At 47.9% G+C, this 17,925-nt stretch carries 17 protein-coding genes; 7 read left to right on the top strand and 10 right to left on the bottom strand.

Annotation, left to right across the window (positions count from 1 at the left end):
• Positions 1 to 522 precede the first annotated feature (522 nt).
• Entirely contained in the window at positions 523 to 1,857 is a 1,335-nt protein-coding gene (gene cca / locus QW520_06060; protein ID MEM0449369.1) for a CCA tRNA nucleotidyltransferase, read from the top strand.
• Here cca and QW520_06055 read toward each other — a convergent pair.
• Positions 1,854 to 2,561 (bottom strand): hypothetical protein, encoded by a 708-nt coding sequence (locus QW520_06055; GenBank protein MEM0449368.1) that lies wholly within the window; start codon positions 2,559 to 2,561, stop codon positions 1,854 to 1,856. The two genes, cca and QW520_06055, sit on opposite strands and share 4 nt — an antisense overlap.
• Before the next feature lie 210 nt (positions 2,562 to 2,771).
• Here QW520_06055 and radA point away from each other — a divergent pair, with 210 nt between their 5' ends.
• The gene (gene radA / locus QW520_06050; protein MEM0449367.1) at positions 2,772 to 3,713 is read left to right on the top strand and encodes a DNA repair and recombination protein RadA; all 942 of its coding nucleotides are present in this window, start codon (positions 2,772 to 2,774) and stop codon (positions 3,711 to 3,713) included.
• A 13-nt stretch (positions 3,714 to 3,726) separates the two neighbouring features.
• Entirely contained in the window at positions 3,727 to 4,734 is a 1,008-nt protein-coding gene (locus tag QW520_06045; protein MEM0449366.1) for an RsmD family RNA methyltransferase, read from the top strand.
• Here the strand turns inward: QW520_06045 and QW520_06040 are convergent.
• Complete coding sequence (locus QW520_06040; protein ID MEM0449365.1) at positions 4,715 to 6,166, bottom strand: site-2 protease family protein; 1,452 nt, start codon at positions 6,164 to 6,166, stop codon at positions 4,715 to 4,717. The two genes, QW520_06045 and QW520_06040, sit on opposite strands and share 20 nt — an antisense overlap.
• 141 nt (positions 6,167 to 6,307) lie before the next feature.
• On the opposite strand from QW520_06040, the gene QW520_06035 reads away from it, so the two are divergent.
• Together QW520_06035 and QW520_06030 are read left to right on the top strand one after the other, a co-directional pair.
• Positions 6,308 to 7,123, top strand: coding sequence for a UbiA family prenyltransferase (locus tag QW520_06035; GenBank protein ID MEM0449364.1), 816 nt, complete (start codon positions 6,308 to 6,310; stop codon positions 7,121 to 7,123).
• Positions 7,120 to 7,866 carry a geranylgeranylglyceryl/heptaprenylglyceryl phosphate synthase gene (locus QW520_06030; GenBank protein MEM0449363.1) on the top strand — a complete coding sequence of 249 codons (747 nt, stop codon included), beginning with the start codon at positions 7,120 to 7,122 and terminating at the stop codon, positions 7,864 to 7,866. The genes QW520_06035 and QW520_06030 overlap by 4 nt, the downstream gene beginning before the upstream one ends.
• On the opposite strand, the gene pdxT is transcribed toward QW520_06030, so the two are convergent.
• From pdxT to QW520_06010, 4 genes are all read right to left on the bottom strand, one after another.
• Complete coding sequence (gene pdxT / locus QW520_06025) at positions 7,863 to 8,459, bottom strand: pyridoxal 5'-phosphate synthase glutaminase subunit PdxT (protein MEM0449362.1); 597 nt, start codon at positions 8,457 to 8,459, stop codon at positions 7,863 to 7,865. The two genes, QW520_06030 and pdxT, sit on opposite strands and share 4 nt — an antisense overlap.
• A gap of 105 nt (positions 8,460 to 8,564) precedes the next feature.
• On the bottom strand, positions 8,565 to 9,785 hold the full coding sequence (locus tag QW520_06020; GenBank protein MEM0449361.1) for a ferrochelatase: 1,221 nt from the start codon (positions 9,783 to 9,785) through the stop codon (positions 8,565 to 8,567).
• A gap of 62 nt (positions 9,786 to 9,847) precedes the next feature.
• Positions 9,848 to 10,573 carry a glycerol-3-phosphate acyltransferase gene (locus QW520_06015; protein MEM0449360.1) on the bottom strand — a complete coding sequence of 242 codons (726 nt, stop codon included), beginning with the start codon at positions 10,571 to 10,573 and terminating at the stop codon, positions 9,848 to 9,850.
• 10 nt (positions 10,574 to 10,583) lie between these two features.
• Positions 10,584 to 12,026, bottom strand: coding sequence for an AMP-binding protein (locus QW520_06010; GenBank protein MEM0449359.1), 1,443 nt, complete (start codon positions 12,024 to 12,026; stop codon positions 10,584 to 10,586).
• Positions 12,027 to 12,432: 406 nt separating this feature from the next.
• Here QW520_06010 and QW520_06005 point away from each other — a divergent pair, with 406 nt between their 5' ends.
• Positions 12,433 to 13,203 carry a DUF169 domain-containing protein gene (locus QW520_06005; GenBank protein ID MEM0449358.1) on the top strand — a complete coding sequence of 257 codons (771 nt, stop codon included), beginning with the start codon at positions 12,433 to 12,435 and terminating at the stop codon, positions 13,201 to 13,203.
• 70 nt (positions 13,204 to 13,273) lie between these two features.
• Positions 13,274 to 13,579, top strand: a complete 306-nt coding sequence (locus QW520_06000) for a hypothetical protein (GenBank protein MEM0449357.1) — start codon at positions 13,274 to 13,276, stop codon at positions 13,577 to 13,579.
• Positions 13,580 to 13,631: 52 nt separating this feature from the next.
• Here QW520_06000 and QW520_05995 read toward each other — a convergent pair whose 3' ends face one another.
• The 4 genes from QW520_05995 to QW520_05980 all read right to left on the bottom strand — a co-directional run bounded on the left by QW520_05995 (position 13,632) and on the right by QW520_05980 (position 17,925).
• The gene (locus tag QW520_05995; protein ID MEM0449356.1) at positions 13,632 to 14,996 is read right to left on the bottom strand and encodes a radical SAM protein; all 1,365 of its coding nucleotides are present in this window, start codon (positions 14,994 to 14,996) and stop codon (positions 13,632 to 13,634) included.
• 167 nt (positions 14,997 to 15,163) lie between these two features.
• Entirely contained in the window at positions 15,164 to 15,628 is a 465-nt protein-coding gene (locus QW520_05990; GenBank protein MEM0449355.1) for a hypothetical protein, read from the bottom strand.
• 10 nt (positions 15,629 to 15,638) lie between these two features.
• A complete protein-coding gene (locus QW520_05985; GenBank protein MEM0449354.1) occupies positions 15,639 to 16,757 on the bottom strand; it encodes a uroporphyrinogen decarboxylase family protein in 1,119 nt (372 codons plus the stop codon).
• A gap of 271 nt (positions 16,758 to 17,028) precedes the next feature.
• Positions 17,029 to 17,925 carry a metal ABC transporter permease gene (locus QW520_05980; protein MEM0449353.1) on the bottom strand — a complete coding sequence of 299 codons (897 nt, stop codon included), beginning with the start codon at positions 17,923 to 17,925 and terminating at the stop codon, positions 17,029 to 17,031.

Below are 17,925 nucleotides of genomic sequence, written 5' to 3'. Positions count from 1 at the left end.
CTAAATTATTAAATACAAATAATAATAATAATTCTTTTTTGCAATTTATCTAACACTGTCCAGCAATGCTATTTTTGGATTAATTTGATCCTTATACAAATGATTCGAAGCCAATCCCGATAGGTTAAATTTCTTAACATACCTGCAAAGAATTAATATAGTATTAATTTGTTGCCTTGCCGCTCCACCTCTGCATGCTAACGTGCTTTTTAAAATATTATTTTTTCTCAAACTCCCACAGAATAAGCGACTTCATCAAGTGAGCGATTAAAATTCAATATAACGAAGTAAAAGCATGGCACCTAATGCAAGATTTATTACGAAACAATTATGATGTTGTCTGAAAATCTTTTTATATAAGTTCTTAAGTCGGTTAAAATGGTGTCCGAGGTTGGTGGCTCAACTTTCCTCCTAAGCATCTGTTCTGAATCCCCACCAACACCGGCCTTGGACACCAAACATCCCAATTTCATAATTTTTTAAAGGCAAATATTTTCCATGGGTGAAGCTATTATTGCCCAAATGGAACTGTTGAAAAATGTTTTAAAAAAGATCTCTCCGAACGAAAGGGTCCGGACTAAGGTTAAAAGGGTCTCAGAGAAACTCCTGCAAACGGTCAGGGAAGAGGCCAAGGCATTATCGTTGGACGTAGAGGTTAGATTGGTCGGTAGTGTAGCGAAAGACACATACGTCAACAATCCTGACATCGACATATTTGTAATGTTCAATCCTGAGGTGAATAGAGCAGAGATGGAGAAGAAAGGACTCGAAATAGGATACAGAGTGCTAAAAGGGGAAGAGCGATATGCAGAGCATCCATACATACATGGGAAGTACCTAGGATTTGAGGTCGACATCGTCCCGTGCTATGCTGTGAAAGACGCTTCTCATTTAATATCGTCTGTCGACCGAACGCCTTTCCACACCGATTTTATTATTTCTCATCTTAGACCGGATCAGAAAGATGAGGTTAGGTTGCTAAAACAATTCATGAAGGGCATTGGCGTTTACGGTGCAGAGGCTAAGGTAGAAGGCTTCTCTGGATATCTGGTCGAACTCCTCATTTTATATTATGGTAGTTTTGAGAAGGTAATCCAAGAAGCAAGCGCTTGGAAGGAAGGTACTATCCTTTATCTTCACCAAAAGGGAAAGAAAAGATTTGAAGCGCCTTTGGTGTTCTATGATCCTGTAGATATAGATAGGAACGTTGCCTCCGCTTTATCTTTGCAATCATTCTCTATCTTCATTCATGCCTGTAAAGAGTTCCTCAAGCAACCCCACGAGCGTTTCTTCTTCCCTCCGAAAAATAAAAAGTGGAGCAAAAACAGAATCAGGTTAGAGATGACTAAAAGAGGGACAAAAATTTTAGCTTTTAGTCTCAGAAAGCCATCAATAACCGATGACAATCTCTATCCTCAGGTTCGTAAGACTTTAGAAGGGGCGTCAAAGATTTTGATTGCGCACGATTTCGTCGTGCTATCGAAATGCGCTTTACCCCTTAGGAAGAAGATTTACTTTATCTTCGAGCTACAAACAGACCTTCTGCCCATAGCTGAAAAGCATATCGGACCACCCGCGACAAGTGACCGTACAGACTCCTTCCTAAACAAATGGAAGGGGAAAGGTCTAGCTCCGCCATATTTGGAGAATGGCAGGTGGATGGTAATTAAGGAGAGGAGATATAGAAGAGCGGCAGATGCCATTAAGAATGAGTTGGAAAAAGCTTCAATCGGTAGCGCTTTGAAAAGGCTGGAAGGGTTTCAAGTACTTGGTCATACTGCAGCCTTGCACTCTCTTCCAATCTCGGCTCTAACGGCACTTCTCGATCGTCGCTATCCTTGGGAAAGAACGCCCTAAGGCACCACAGTGAAAGATCCTGAGATAGTCGCTGTTCTACCAACACCGTCAACGACCTTAACAGTATAGAGATATTGAGTATTAACACCACCAATAGTGGAAAAGGTGTCCTTATACTCGAACCTACCATAGACATTAGCGGAGTCCATTTCTACAAAGTTACTCGGCGATTGCCCTGAGGCGTGTATTTCGATCTGCACTGAGGCTATTCTTCCATTGTCGCGCGCCAAGACGGTTATATTTATCAGGTCCCCAGCTTTTATGGGAGTAGCACCGACGCTCACATATCTATTCCATGCGCCGTTGTGCTCAAACCATATAAAATTCTCCCTTATCTCGGGATCTTGATAATCACCAAATGGAGGATTTAAAAGAATAATCCATATCCCCAAGGCGAGTAAGAAAACGAGGATGTAATTGCCTGCAATGGTCTTCTTTTCCAGGCTTTCTAATTCTATTTTGAAAAGTGGATAGAGCCATTTCAATGCCACTATGAAAACCAAAATTAAAGCAAGGCCAAGGAAAACGGATATCCATGTAGTCAAGTAAGCGAAGAATCCAGCGATGATAGCCACTGCAGTGGAGAGGGCAAGAGCTTTGGTTCCCTTGATATCTTTCTCTAAGAAACCTTTTTCATCGAAGTCAGGAGGCACGAACTCATACTTCTCCTCCTCCTTTTCCTCCTTCCTTCTCTTCTTGGCCATGAACACCCGGTAAATGTGGCCAGAATTTAAACCTTTTTGAACAAAGTCATTTAAGAAGGCCTGGCCAGATTTAAGGAATAGTACGCTAATTGCATTAGAGGAGATTAACTTTGATTTGATTCTATTCTTATGTTGAATGGGGCACTTTCATCTAACCCCCTTGCACGTTTATATGCCCCGAAAAGATAAGATAGAAGGAAAGGTGCGTTAATGGCAGAAAAGAGATTAGAGGAGTTGCCTGGCGTAGGTCCTGCAACGGCAGAAAAGTTACGTGATGCCGGTTACACCGATCTGATGTCGATTGCTGTGGAATCTCCGAAGAATCTAGCTGAGGCTTGCGAGATAGGCGAGGCGGCAGCGGCTAAGATCATCGCTGCTGCAAAGGAAGCGGCAGACGTTGGAGGTTTCGAGCCTGGTGATGTCATAATGGAGCGAAGGCAGAATCTCCACAAGCTCACATCTGGGTCTAGGGCCCTTGATGAGCTTATGGGTGGAGGCTTCGAAACGCAGGCAATCACGGAGTTCTTCGGTGAATTCGGTAGCGGCAAGACCCAGTTGTGTTTTCAACTTGCTGTTAATGCCACGATGCCGATAGAGAAGGGCGGACTCGATGGAGAGGTCATAATAATCGATACCGAAAACACATTCCGTCCCGAACGAATAGCTCAGATAGCCAATGCCATGGATTTGGACCCTGTGGAGACATTGCATAAAATCCATGTAGCGAGGGCTTTCAATTCCTCTCATCAAATGCTTTTAGTGGAGAAGGCTATGGAAAAAGCGAGGGAGATTCCTGTCAGGCTGCTAATCGTGGACTCCCTCACAGCTCATTTCCGCGCTGAATATGTAGGGAGAGGAGCTCTGGCAGAGAGGCAGCAATTGTTGAACAAACATATGCATGATCTCTTAAGATTCGGTGATCTTAACAACGCCGTGATTGCTGTGACCAATCAAGTCTCAGCCAAGCCTGACGCTTTCTTCGGTGACCCCACTCGACCCATAGGTGGGCATATAGTGGGGCATACCGCTACCTATCGGGTATATTTAAGGAAGAGTAAGGGAGGCAAAAGGATCGCTCGATTGATAGATTCCCCCAATCTGCCTGAGGCGGAAGCTGTATTCACTGTTTCAGAGGAAGGAATTAGGGACTGAGGTTTTCTGAGGCATGAGGAGAACAAATTTCCTGTTCGAACTCTCAGGAGAGCATCCCTCACTTCCTTTAGCAGAGCTAAACGCCTGCCTTTTTACTATCTGCAAAAATTTCGAATTTTTGGAGAACGGACCGGGCTTCGCCATAGTTAGAATGGATGAGAATGATCTTTATCCCACGATATCTAGATTGGCTTTGACGCATAGGGTGGGGGAGTATTTAGGATCGTGTAGATTAGATGAGCTCAAGACATTTCTAATCCATTTGGAGATTGGACCAGGGTCCGCTGCTGTAAGAGTGAAACGCTATGGAGGAGCCGGAAGCCCTGAGCTTGCGAATAATATCTCGCGCTGTGTAGGGGAGGTGATATCTCGAACCAATAAGATAGACCTTACAGAACCTGAGCAAATTATCAGAGTGATTTTGGGCGAACGTCTGCATTTCCATATCGAAAAAGCTTTGGTGGACCGCGACCAGTTTGAGCGAAGACATGTACGCAGCAGGCCTTTCTTCTCTCCTGTCTCATTACATCCCTGTTATGCTAGAGCCTTGGTCAATTTGACTCGAATAAGACCTGGAGAAACGCTCCTTGACCCATTCTGCGGAACGGGAGGGATAGTTCTTGAAGCATCTCTCATGGGCGTTAGAGTAATTGGCACGGATGCTTCTAAAGAGATGATTGAAGGATGCAAGGCGAATCTTGAGCATTTTGGAGCACCATGGCTTTGCCTTGAGAGGATGGACGTTGGAGAGGTGGTTGAGAAATTTTATGAGGTGGATGCGGTAGCTACCGACCCACCTTACGGCAGGTCAGCAACAACGCTTAAAGAGTCCGTCGAGACTTTGCACAAGAGGGGCCTTGAGGCGATAGGAAAAGTGTTGAAGAGCGAAGGTAGAGCCGGTATCATACTGCCTTATCAATGCAACCATACCGCATCGCTTTTTCTGGAACAAACACATGTACAGCGCGTTCATCGTTCTTTACAAAGGCACTACTGCCTCCTCAGGAGACGTGGATTGTAAAGTCCTGATACGCAATCGTGTGCTCGCTCGCCCTGGTATCTGATGTCTGACCTTTTAATGTGAGAACTCTCGTCTTCTGAGATTCTCCAGCCGGCACCACGATTTCAAGGATCACAGTAGCATTCTTACTATAAGGTACGGGCAGAAGCAAGCTGTTTGTTGCACCGGTTGATGATGATCCTGATTGATAAATGATGGCAGTCCAACCGGCAGGAACATTCTGGACATCAAGCTGTACGGATATGTTCATCGTACCTGTATTCTGGACACTAACGAAGAAGAGTGCCTGCCCTCCTGGTGATATATTGGTCTCATTGTTCCCTTCCACTTTCATGTCAAACGTGTCCACATAAGGAATCTGGTATATTGGAACGAAAACGAAGCTGCTAACGAGAAGCACCACCGCGAAAGCTCCGACGGCGATGCGTTTAGTGTCTAGCTTGCTAACATCGTTGAGTGGTGCTGGATGATTTAGCCCTAGTACGATTATCAAAAAAGCGAATAATAGCCAACCCAAATAGAAGACGAAGCCCAATATAAGAAGGAGGGCAACCGTGGCGAAGCTTAGGAATATGGCATTCTTTCCCAACAGACCGCGTGCTATATGTCCTCCATCCAACTGACCTGCTGGAAGCAGATTAATAGCCGTTACGAATATGCCTACCCAAGCGGCAAAGGCCATGGGATGGAGGACAGCGCCTTCCGGAATGGGCAAGAGAAACATAAAGAGATCGAAAAGCAAAGGAGTGTTTATCGCTAGCTGCCCTGCTGGAACCGCATCGGGGTTAGGAGTAGCACCAGCATTTAAAAGTAGCCCGATTATCAAAATAGGTATACTCATGAGTAACCCTGCGATTGGGCCTGCTACACCAATGTCCACCAGAGCTTTCTTGTTGGGCATTGGCTCTCTCATAGAGATGAAAGCACCGAAGGTCCCAATTGGAGGCCATGCTGGAATGAAATAAGGCAACGAAGCGTCTAAATCATGCCTCTTTGACATAAAATAATGGGAGAGCTCATGCGCACCTAATATAAGCATGAGGGGCAGCGCGAAGGTCAATGCACCCATGACCACGTTCTCAAGGGAGAGAGCTTGGCTCTGGTTCGAATAACTAGCATATAATATCGTGCCCGTGTAGACAGTGGTCAATATCGTAGCGGTAAGAAAAGCCAGATTGAGCCAATTGCGTCTCTTAGGCAAAGGAGGCTTTCTCAACACCGTGATTTTGTATTCCCCACCAGAATATTCCAACACCGGGATGTACCCTCTCGAGTACAAGTCTCGGCGCAAAGCTTCGAAATTCTGTTCCAGAGTGGACTGCTCAGGAGTCACCAACAATTCTATTGTCTCGTAGCTGACTTTCACCTCATAGACCTTGAAGTGAGCTGCGACAAGAGATTTGATCAAATTAACCTCTGCCGATTGATCCAAGAGAAGCGCACCTGCGGCATTAACAAAGAAGCAACTATATAATTTCTGCTCGGTGGGTTGATTTCTACGGATGAGGAATCTGCAAACTGGATGTGCTGAAAAGCAGAAAGGTATTAATTGTGCTACCTAATTTTGACGAGCGTGAAGGCTTTCTTCCAAGTCATCCGCCTGGGAAACTGCTTAATGGGCGTGATGGCCCTTTGGCTCACTTTATTGATAGCTTCCGGAGCAGAATTAATTGATCACATCACTTCGGCTGTGGCAGGATCTGTGGTGGTCTTCGCTTTCGTGGCGGGAGGCAACGCCCTGAACGATTATTTGGATAGGGATATCGACAGAATTGCGCACCCAGAGAGGCCAATCCCCTCAGGAAGGATGAGGCCAACCACAGCGTTGAGAATAGCGGTGGCATGTTTCACGATATCCATAGCCAGTTCACTTTTTCTGAATTTCTGGTCAATCATCATCGTTGTTATCTCGGTGGTTGTTATCGTACTCTATGAGGCTCGGACCAAGGCCATGGGTCTGGTCGGAAACGCTTCCATCGCATTCCTCACCGCCTCCCTGTTCCTTCTTGGTGGAGCCATGGTAGAGATGGTAGAGCGTACCTTGGCCATATCGGCTATGGCCGGGCTCGCTACCCTTGGGCGGGAGATAGTTAAAGATATCCAAGACATGGAAGGGGATTTCAACCGCATGACCTTGCCCAAGAGAATAGGAAAGCGGAGTGCGGGCCTATTGGGTAGTGCGGCCTTGTTGGCTGCGGTAGTCCTAAGCTTCCAGCCCTACTTCATGGGCATATTTGGCCTGGAATATCTGCTAACGGTTTTAGTAGCCGATGCAATTTTTATATACTCCTCTTTGGTTCATTTCCGAAACCCCAAGCGTGGGCAGACCTGGGCTAAGTATGGCATGCTAGTCGCCCTGGTGGCCTTCCTTGTAGGAGGAATCGCATGAAGGTCAAGGAATACATTCTCGAAAGATATAGGGCCAGGAAGCCCATGCACATGACCTTGATCGACCCTGCCAAGCAGGAAGTGGAGAGGGCGGCAAGTATAGCTCGAGAGGCGGAAAGGCTAGGGACGGATGCCATAATGGTCGGAGGCTCCACCGATGTCACACAAGAGAATCTCGATTCTACCGTTAAAGCTATAAAAAAAGCGGTGAGCTTGCCAGTTATCTATTTCCCTTCTGGAGCGCATGCCATCTCTCCTTTCACAGATGCCATTTATTTCATGAGTATGCTGAACTCTCGAAACCTCCGAATGGTCATAGGAGAGCAGGTCATGGGAGCGCCCATTGTGGCCAAACTGGGCCTGGAGACGATTTCCATGGGATATGTTATTGTCGAGCCTGGAATGAAAGTGGGGGAGGTTGGAGAAGCGAATCTCGTTAAACGGGACGATTTGCAAACGGCTGTGGCTTATGGCTTAGCGGCACAGTTCATGGGAATGGATCTTATTTATTATGAGGCGGGTAGCGGGGCTCCTGAGCCCATACCAACAGAGATGGTGTCGGCAGTAAAGGAGAAGGTAAGGATACCAGTTGTGGTCGGTGGAGGCATCAGGTCAGCACGGCAAGCGATGTCGTTAAGGGCGGCAGGAGCTGACATCATAGTGACCGGAACGTTGGTGGAGGGAGAGGGGTTCTCTCAGAGCTTAGAAGGTGTCATAAGAGCGGTCAAGGATAGAAGCGCCTAGCGCCTGGCCATGGATATCAGCATTTCGTGGATTCGTGTGTCTCCAGAAAGCTCTGGGTGGAAGGAGAGAGCTAGGATATTTCCCTGTCTGGCCATGACCACACGCTCTTGATATTTGGACAAGGCGCGACAACCTCCCCACACTCTTTCAATGACTGGCGCTCTGATGAAAACGGCAGGAAACGGTTTATCCAGACCTTCTACATCCAAATTTGCCTCGAAGGATTCCCTTTGCCTGCCAAAGGCATTGCGGGCCACAGACATGTCCATAAGTCCTAAAAGCTTGGTACCTGTTTTCTCCACCTGCTCATCACCTTCTTTAGCTAATAAGACCATACCTGCACAGGTTCCCATAATCGGAGTTCCAGCAGCTGCCATGTCCAATATTCTCTGCGCCAAGCCAAAACGCCAGAGCAGCTTTGCTATGGTGGTGCTCTCCCCTCCAGGTATTATCAGGCAATCCATGCCTTCAAGCTCTTGGCCTTTGCGCACTGCGAGCACCTCTCCCACGATTCCCATCCTCTCCATGGCCATTTTCGAGATTTTGACATGCTCTGGGAAGGCGCCTTGGACTGAGACTACTCCAATCCTCATTAGTCACACGTGAGTATGGCGGTCGTTAAAATAGTTGCTGTTCACACTGAAGATTTGCAATTGATGAGGAAAAGGTCATGGTGAACGATTAGGGCGAGCCAGCCTTCATTCTTTAACTTCTAGGGCTTCTTCAATCTTCTCTCGTATCGCCTCTATCACGAGAGGATGATCGTTCCAAGCCCCCATGTTCACGGTCTCTGTCGTCTTTGACACCTTTGCCTTCGCTACCAGCTCAGGTATGTCGCTCTGGCTATGAATTGCCTCAGCGCTGATGGCAGCAGAGAAGTAGATAATCCTCTTCAATCCCCGGGAAGCCATGGCCTTCACCACATCAGGGACCTTCGGCTCTCGGAATGCCATCCATGCCAAGCTGAGATTTTCTCTTCTGTAACCTTCCTTCTCGAAGTCCTTGAGGAGATCCTCTCTAAATTTCATCTCCTGTTCAGTTTCAGTCGGGAATGCCAGATCCCATTCATGTGGCTGTCCGTGGCCGACCAATAAAATACCCGTATTAGCCCGTTCTTCCGGCGGTATGATGGCATTCGCCTTCTCCAAGAAGCTCCTCCTCAGCTTTTCCGAGTTCCAAAGAGGCTCGGTGAATCTCAGTCGTACTCCTCTTTCCTCCAACCGCAGGCTTTTGACTTGATCGTCGGCTTCCGCGGTGTGATTCGAGGTTGTTAGAAAGACTCTACATACGATTATTGTTCTAGCCCCTTCATTAAAAGCTTTGGCCGCGGCCACATCTGGCCTAGGTTCATCATCCAGGAAGGATAGGTAGAATCTGATATCGTTACCCTTTCTCTTCTCTAGCTCCTCCTTCACCTTCCGCATCATCACCTCATGAATGCTGCGGTGATGACTCTTTCCTACCTTCATATATTTATTACGTAGTATGGCGAAAAAGAAGGGTCTTGCTAGGTAAGGAATGAAACGAAGTTCCTGATGGTCGAATTCCTTGAATTGTCGCGCCCAAGCCACCTGGTCATATTCCTCCGATTCGCCATGCGTCACGTACACCACAGAAATGTGACCAGGATTGCTTTTCTGGCTCTCATTAATCTCAGGGAGTTGTCTCGGCCCTTGCAGGTTTAACAGGCGATTAGTCATCGCATAATAGCCACCCACTCCTGAGGAGGCGCATATCAAGGCGATAGCAATATCCCACTGCTGGAAGTAAGAAGTCCCCCAAACGATGCCTACAATAGAGAACACAGTTATACCAATCCATGGGGCGATATACCTCGGCTTGCAGGAAAGCAATGCAACTATAGCTGCACCCAGCACGGCGGATGAAACTATGGCCAACAGGGGTTCCAAGAGAACCATGAATGAGAAAAAATTGTGCAATCTACATAATCATTTCAAAGATATTTCGTTACATCTGGATGCTATTTTTTTGCTATTCTTATTCCGTGAGCTAGCTCATCCCGTTGGGGCGAGAGCCTGATGGAATAAATTAAAGCATAAAGGAGGGCGAGGAGTACCAATGGCCATCTCCCATCGATCAGATAAATCAGCAGTGGCGCTGCCCAGAATGCCGCCAGGGTATCTTGGTATGTGTTCTTATGCGTAATTAGCAGGAAAGCGGCCAATGCTAAAATGGCCAATAGGGACCAAGGGGAGAGAAGTAAGAGGCCCCATATTGCTAGGGTTGTTCCCAAACCTCCTCTGCCCTTAAGAAAAGGAGAATAAAAGGTCCCCAGCAGAGACGCGGCCAGGAAGGCAGCGGAGACGAAGATGTCGAATGAGAAGAACGCCCAGCTCACCAAAATCGGCAGCAATGCCTTAGATATCTCCCCTAACCATGTAAAAGAACCAGCGGCCCAACCCCCAACTCTAAAGGAGTTAGAAAGGGAAATGTTGCCACTGCCCTCCAGAGTGACGTCTTTTCCCCTGAAGATGCGGACAAAGATCATCGGAAAAGGGATCGAGGCATAGAGAAAGAAGGCTGGCAGGAGAGCCTTTCCGACCCATGATTCTGTATTTAAAATAAGTAAGACCAGAATCGAAACGACCCATACATATGTGATGAATATTACCAATCTAGGCCTGGACCAAACTTCCTGCAGGAGCTGGCTTCGTCGGAAGATGTTCTCCCGCACCGTTCCATTCATTTTTCCCGCCTTAATCGAATTGCTTCCTCTTATCTATCAAACTTCTGGTCTTAGGCACCCAATGTTCTTGATCCGGAGGGGTGATTTCTACTATCGGGGGTTCCAATAGGTCGTTCTCTATTCCCACCCTGATCTCGTCCAATGAAAGTAACGATTCCTCCATCAGTTTCTTGCCCTCTTTGGGATCGCCAGAATATTCCACGCGGAATCGTAGGAGGTCGCGATATCCGCTGTTCTCGATAGTGGCATTATACCCCAATACTCCTGGTATTTTAAGCAAGGCTTCGTCGAAAAGAAGGGGATAGACCTTATCCCCCAGGCCTATTTTCGATTGCATGTCCATACGTCCCTTGATCTTTCCGATTTTGCCCAAAACGCTCATTCCACAACCGCAGGGTGGGTCGATGCGCATGGACAGGTCATAGGATCTATAGCGGATCAAAGGGCTCCCCTCGAAGTTGAGGCTGGTCCAGATGAGCTCTCCTTCTTCTCTATTCCCAACATGCTCGCCCGTCTTCGGATTTACCACCTCTGGCAGATAGTCCGCCATGTCCACGTGCATCCCGTCTTGTGCCTGACACTCTATCGTCGTGGCCAGGCCCATCTCCGTCATTCCATATTGACTTAGAGCCTTGCACCCCCAAGCACTCTCAAGCTCTCGGCGCATGGCCTCAGGTAGTGGCTCGGCCGAGCAGATTATGGCCTTTATTCCGAAGGAAGAGAGATCCTCCTTATCTTTAGCCAAGATAGTCAATCGATAGAGGAAAGAGGTGAGGCCGATCATCATGGTCGTTCTATGTTCCTTCATGATGCGCAATTGCTCTTGAATGTCGATGGTAGAGGCATTCACAGCATTCAGACCTGCTACCTTGCAGGCGCTCTCCAGCATTAGACCAGGATCCCAAGCTGCTACCGTGGGGAACATTATCTGCAGGGTATCATTCTTCTTCATTCCCACATCCTTCAAAGCGGCGGCGATGGCGTCAACGATGTTGAGCACGTCTGCGCGGGTGTAGAATAGCCTTTTGCGATTGCCAGAGGTGCCGGATGTGGTAAAGGCTCGCATCACTTTAGTCTGAGAGACGCAAAGGAAACCCATGGAATCTTCAGCTAGGTCCTTAGGCTCTGTAATGGGTATTTTAGTCAGGTCGGAGAATTCCTTGATGACTGAAGGATTGATGCCTGCCTCCTTCAATTTCTTTTTGTAATAATAGCTATTCTGTTGGGTGTAGCGTAACTGCTGCCTTACTCTGAACAACTGGTATTCTCGAAGAGCTTCCAAGTCCACTTCTTCTGCTCTCACTCTTCCTATGGCCCGTCTCAGTTCTGGCTCCTTTTTGGCCTCGACCGCCACCTTATTGCATATCCAATCCTCCAGAGGATGCTGGGAATCCTCATCCAATTTCGTCGAGGAGAGCTTGGAACGAGCGATGGCGAGCAGCAGACGCCTCATCGGATTCAATAAGCAGGGAATGGCATAACGTGGCTAAATGGTTTTTTCCGACATCTCTGAAGTCATTCAGCTAAATTAATCCTGAGATTTCCCACTCTATACGGGCCCAAAGGAGATGGGAAGAAACCGATACCGATCCCTGAACGCATTGGATGAATAATTTAAATGAATTCTTCAATCTTAAGGGCGTTTGAAAAAGTTCACCATGATAATGATAAAGGTGTCTTAAATTTAGATACAATTCCTATCTCGCTGCATTCACGATTTTTCGCCTTAATTATTCCTTAATACATCGTTTCCGTGGCTCACTAAAAACTCGAGCTTATGTTTTCTGGAATCGGAAAGCATTAAAATATGAAAAGAGGCTGCTGCAAGTGGTAAATAGCCTCATGCGGATGACTGCCATATGACCCAGGATTGGAAAAAGGTGTGCGCTGATCTGCGTAGATATTGCAATCTTGCCGCTTATCCCATCGCGATCAGGCTCATTCCCGATGTGAAGGAGTTGGCCAAGATACAGGGCCTGAGGCAGCTGCACGCCACGGCCCCCTGTCATATGGCGGCTCTGGCACGATATTATCGTCATGATGGCATAGTGGGGGCCTCGTCTGAAGGCATCAAATGCGTATGGGGGGCAAGCTGCACTGGCCTGATGAGATCTCCAGAAAGGTTAAGTGAAGGTGAGCTGGCATGGCGCTATGCCAAAGATGCTGAAGCAGGCAGGCGTATTCAAGAATCCATGGGTGTGCTAGGGGATAAGGAAAAAATGTTTCAGGCCTTGGCCATGTCTCCCCTTGACCTAACACCTTTCGAGCCAGACGTCGTAGTCATGTATGTGACACCTGCTCAAGCTCTAAGGATGGTGATAGCGTATGCCTATCAGGAAGGGGAGGAAATAAGGAGCACGATAACTGGCCAGTCCTCGCTCTGCTCCTCTATTGCTCATGCCTACCGCGAACGCAGTATGGTGATAGATTTGCCGTGCATAGGCGACCGAATGTTCGGACTTGTGCAGGAGCATGAGATGCTTTTAGCCTTTCATCAATGCCGCTCACAACAGATAGTGGAAGGCCTGAGATGCACTGAGCAATTCTCCAGCCACCCCTTCAAACCCTTCCTAGGTTGGCAGGTGGTTTTCGCACCCGATATGGAGCCAAGGGGACCTGAGTTAGAATGAGCGTAAATGCCTGTGATGTAATCAGGGAGATTTTAAGTAGGCGCATTACTTTAAACATATGGGATAGAAGATGCCATTGACTGAGCACATGAGACAGGCTGGAGTAACGCCAAGGCTGATGAAGACCACGCAAAGGATCAAATGCCCTCGCTGCGGTCAGGAATTCAGCCTGTTCCAGTCGAGGGCTATCGCATGCGTAGGATGCAGCAAGGCAGCTCTTAATTGCGAGATGGCGCGCTGCCTGAGATGCGATTTGGAGTTCCCTCTGTATGGACCTATAGTGCCCACGGAATTAGGACAAAGGAATGTCTCCCTCTACATGAATAAAATCGTAGAGAATTACTACAAGTCGGTAGGCAAAAATCCGAGGCGCTGATTGAATCGATCAGCGCTCTTGATAGATTTTATCGCCCCCTTTAGGCGATAGTTCAACTCTTCTTACCATATTTAGACCATATCTCATGTCGGTAGAGGGTCTTTCCTTTCTTCGAATTTATATTGAACAGACAGAAGGGGATGAGCCTGCCATCGGGAGTAACGGTGTGTATGCAGCAGTTGCAGAATCTTTCCGTCTCCGCGGTCCATGCATCTTGGAAAGCCATGGTGCTGACCGTGAGGTAATTGGTCTTGGCCCTTTCTATGAAGCTGCTCCAGGTGTTGTCCTCGGCAGGTGTGTCATCAAGCTTCTCCTCGATGAAGCGCCAAAGATCGGAAATCTCCTTCCTAGTCTTCTCTGCCACATGTTTCGTATCGCTGGGAGGCCCCATAGCTCTATGAGTCATGGGGAACAAGGAGCCGTCCTCCATCAGCACACTCATGGACTTGGCATCGCAATGGACGTTGGAGCATGAGGTAGGGATGAAATTATCCGCTCTCAACTCTCCCTTAGTCTGTACCTCGATCTCTCGCAGCAGGTCGGGTATGGTGATGCGGTCTTTATTCTCTGGATCTATGGGGTAGCGACCGAAGTAGCTGAGAGGCTGGAAATGAATCCCTTTGACAGTCGGCACCCACTTCTTGGCGAACTGGACAATCTCCCCTATATGGTCCTGATTGATGTTGGGCGACACCACAACCACCAATGTCACTCCCATCCCTACCTGCTTGCAGTTTTCCAGCGCCTTGAGCTTCGGCTGCAGCAGATCCCGGCCACAAGTCTTCATGTAAATATCGGGGCGAAGGCCGTCGAAGGAGAAATACAAAGATTCAACCCCTGCTTGTTTAAGTGCCTTCAGAAACTCAATATCCTCACCCAAGCGAACCCCATTGGTGTTGAGTTCTATGTAATCGATGCCCATGCGTTTGCCCATGCGAACAACCTCCGGGAGATCATCGCGGATAGTCGGTTCTCCTCCTGATATCTGGATGCATATGGGATGAGGTACATAATCCACAATAGTCTGATACATGTTCCTAATCTCTTCCAAAGATGGATGGAAGCGGTAATGCTCATTCGCGCTGGCGAAGCAAATGGGGCACTTCAGGTTGCAGAGGTTGGTCACTTCAAGCACGACCAGGCAGGTATGTTGGCGATGATCTGGGCACAGTCCGCATATCTGTGGACAATCGCCTCGCTCCTGAACGGCCACTTTAGCGGGGCGAGAGAATTCTGGTTTATATTGATATAGGTCGAGGTAGTCCTTCACACCGGTCCATATCAAGACCTTGAATTCTCCATGATCGGGACATTTCTTGACTAAATAGATCTTATCATCCTCGGCAATCTTCTCAGCAGGTATAGTCCTCAAGCACTCTGGACAGAGGCTGTTCGTCTCGCCGATTTTCTGAGTCATCTTCTCACCTGGCTCTCACACCACAACATCTTAGCACTTCATTAAACCTTCCGAATTCGTAAATTTGACTCTACATGGAGAAGTTTAAACCGATTAGAATTGATGAAAAATAAGGTCCATGCAAGAGATAAAAGTTAAAATGGGGCCATTTCGGCCCCTTTTAGCGTTTATGCCTTCTTCTTCTCGAAGAGGCCCTCGGCGGCTGCGAGCGTCTTGGTAGCCAGGTACTCCTCCACCCAAGCATCGTTGCACTTGGGGCAGACGATGGCTGGTCCGTTCCTGACCACTCCCATATAACTCATCTCCGCCGTACCGGCATAGGCTTGCGCATTGCAGTGGGCGCAGGTCCAGGGCGAGGGCTCAGTGGCGTTGACGATCTTGCCGATGGTCATGCGGTGAGAGTATGCTGAGTTCACATTGGCGTGGGACTTCAATATGCCCTTCTCCACATTGTAATCAGCATAAACGGTCACGTTGTTGATGGTCTTCTTGGCTATGACCCTGCCTGTCGCCTTGTCGACTACCTTCTTGTTCGAGCCCTCGGCGGTCTTGATGACGTCCATCACGTCATCGATCTTTAGGCCCCTCTTGCCGATGGTCTCCTTGACCTGGTCAGATGCTTTTATGTCCATTTATCTCACCTCACCATGACCCATAGGTACCAAAGTCCCTAGCAGCCTTCACCAATGCCAGCATGTTGCCAGGCAATGTGTATGGCGGGCATTCGCAGGAGTTGCCCAGGATGTAGCCCTTGGGCGCGTCACGGCCAGCTAGCAACTGCTCCTTAGCCTGTTGGTATACCGTCATGGGGTTGGGGTTAATCATAAGCTTGGTGTCCACAGAACCCATGATGGTGGCCCGGGAGCTGAACTCCTCCTTCAGCAATTTTGAGGGGAACACGTTCTTCCCCTTGTAACCGATGTGGAACACGGTGAAGGGGGACCAAATCAAGGTGTCCTTGAAGACCTTATAGTCGGTCTCGTGGTTGCCGCATAGGTGGTAGAAGACCTGCGGGCCTGCACCTTTCCTGAAGCTCTGGTCGACGTAGTACCTCATCATCTTGGCGGAGTACTCCTCCACGGCCTCATCGGAGAATATGTCATTGTTGGCCAGCACCGAGCCCACGATCAGCATCGCCATGCCATATTTGTCGGCCATTCCCGCTGCGCCATTAACCGCAGTATCGGTGTAAATCTTGACCAATTTCTTCGCTGCTTCTGGCTCTGTGAAGGTCCACATGATGAAGTTCTCCACGCCCACCAGTTCTGCCGCGGCTCCTACCAAGTCGAAACCGTAGGAGATCGGAACCAGAGTCATGGGCAAGTTCTTGGCCACATAGTCATATATGCGGTAGAACTCCTGGAGGGTGTAGTTCTTCTTCAGCTCCTCCTTGTCCATGACGCGCAGCTTGTCCACATCCCCAGGCTCGCTCAGGATTGGCCCCGTTGAGATTGGCGGGAGGGTCTCTTTATATTGCAATTTCAATCCCAGCTCACGAGTCCAAGGCATGGAGTAGAACCAGTGCGTCACTGGTAATAGGTCGTATAGTTGCGATATATAACCCACGCAGTGTATTCCCAGCTCCGGCTTCTCATAGAAGTCCCTGATGGTATACCCGCATGCCACCGCGGCGTGGGACAAAATGATTGGGTCCACGTCGATCCTGTCATGCGGATTATCCACGAAGGGGCTCGCAAAGCGCTTAGCGGCATTCGCATGCCACTTCATATCCATAGGTGGAAACATCTCTTCGTAGCCCATATGGAATCCCCATCTGTTGAGTGCATTTGACGATATATAATCCTTGCCGTAAAGGCAATGCAACAACGTTTCATCTGGAAATCTATAGGTGTGTTAATTTGAAAATATATTGCGATAATTATGCGAATTTTAAATTATTGTTGCATTTTTATGCAAATATTTGTAGAACACTTTATTATTTTACCCCCCCAGATTAACAATCGCCTTTTCATAATTAAGAAAAAGAAAACATGATAGTGAGTTCAACAAGGGCGTAGTTAGAATTAATCGTTTATTTTTTCTTTTCTTCTTCAATTATCCGACTGCTCTGAAAGCCATGAGTGCAAACGATGTCTGGAGCTGATTCCTTTCTTCTGAGCCTAAGGATCTTTCGAAGCGCCACGCAAATGACGAAGACCAATAAACCAATGAGAACTATCGCCCCTCCAGTAGCAAGATCGTAATAGAATGAGGTCAGCAGTCCAATTTGGACTGTGGCGATTCCGATTATGATGGCTGATATCATCGTTCCTTTGAAAGATTTGGAGAGCTGCATGGCTGAGGCTGCCGGAGTGATGATCAAGGCGGACACCAATAGCGCTCCAACGATTTTGATTGACGCCACCACAGTAAGGGCTACTAAAACGTTGAAAGCCATCTCGAACACTGTGATGGGAACGCCAGAGATTTTGGCACTAATCTCATCAAATGTCATCAGCATGAGTTCCTTGTAGAATATCCCTATGAATAACAATGAAATGGCAGTCAACGCTGCGATGATTAGAATATCCTGTGAGCTGACTGTAAGAATGGAACCGAAAAGATAGGAGAATAGATCAACACTCAGACCACTGCCTAATGTCGCTAGTACGGCACCCATCGCCAAACCAGCGGAGAACATGAGCCCAATGGCTGTCTCCGAATAGATTATTCGGCTCCGACCCAGCATGAAGATTATGCTGGTTCCTAGCAATGCCAGGATAAGAGCGGTATAGAGAGGATAAACGGCAAGCACTAGACCTAAGGCTATGCCCCCGAAAGACAAATGAGCTATTCCTTCCCCTATGAGAGAGGCGCGCTTCAGTACGATGAAAACCCCTAGAGCGGAGCAAAGGATGGCAGCGCAGATGCCAGCGAAGAAAGCCCTTTGGAAGAAAGTGTATTCAAAAAGTCCGCCGATATCTACCAC

The organism is Methanomassiliicoccales archaeon (genome assembly GCA_038740345.1).
In the GTDB taxonomy this organism is placed as follows: domain Archaea; phylum Thermoplasmatota; class Thermoplasmata; order Methanomassiliicoccales; family UBA472; genus JAJRAN01.
The sequence above is the reverse complement of the archived record's forward strand: the minus strand, read 5'-3'. Positions and strand labels throughout refer to the sequence as shown.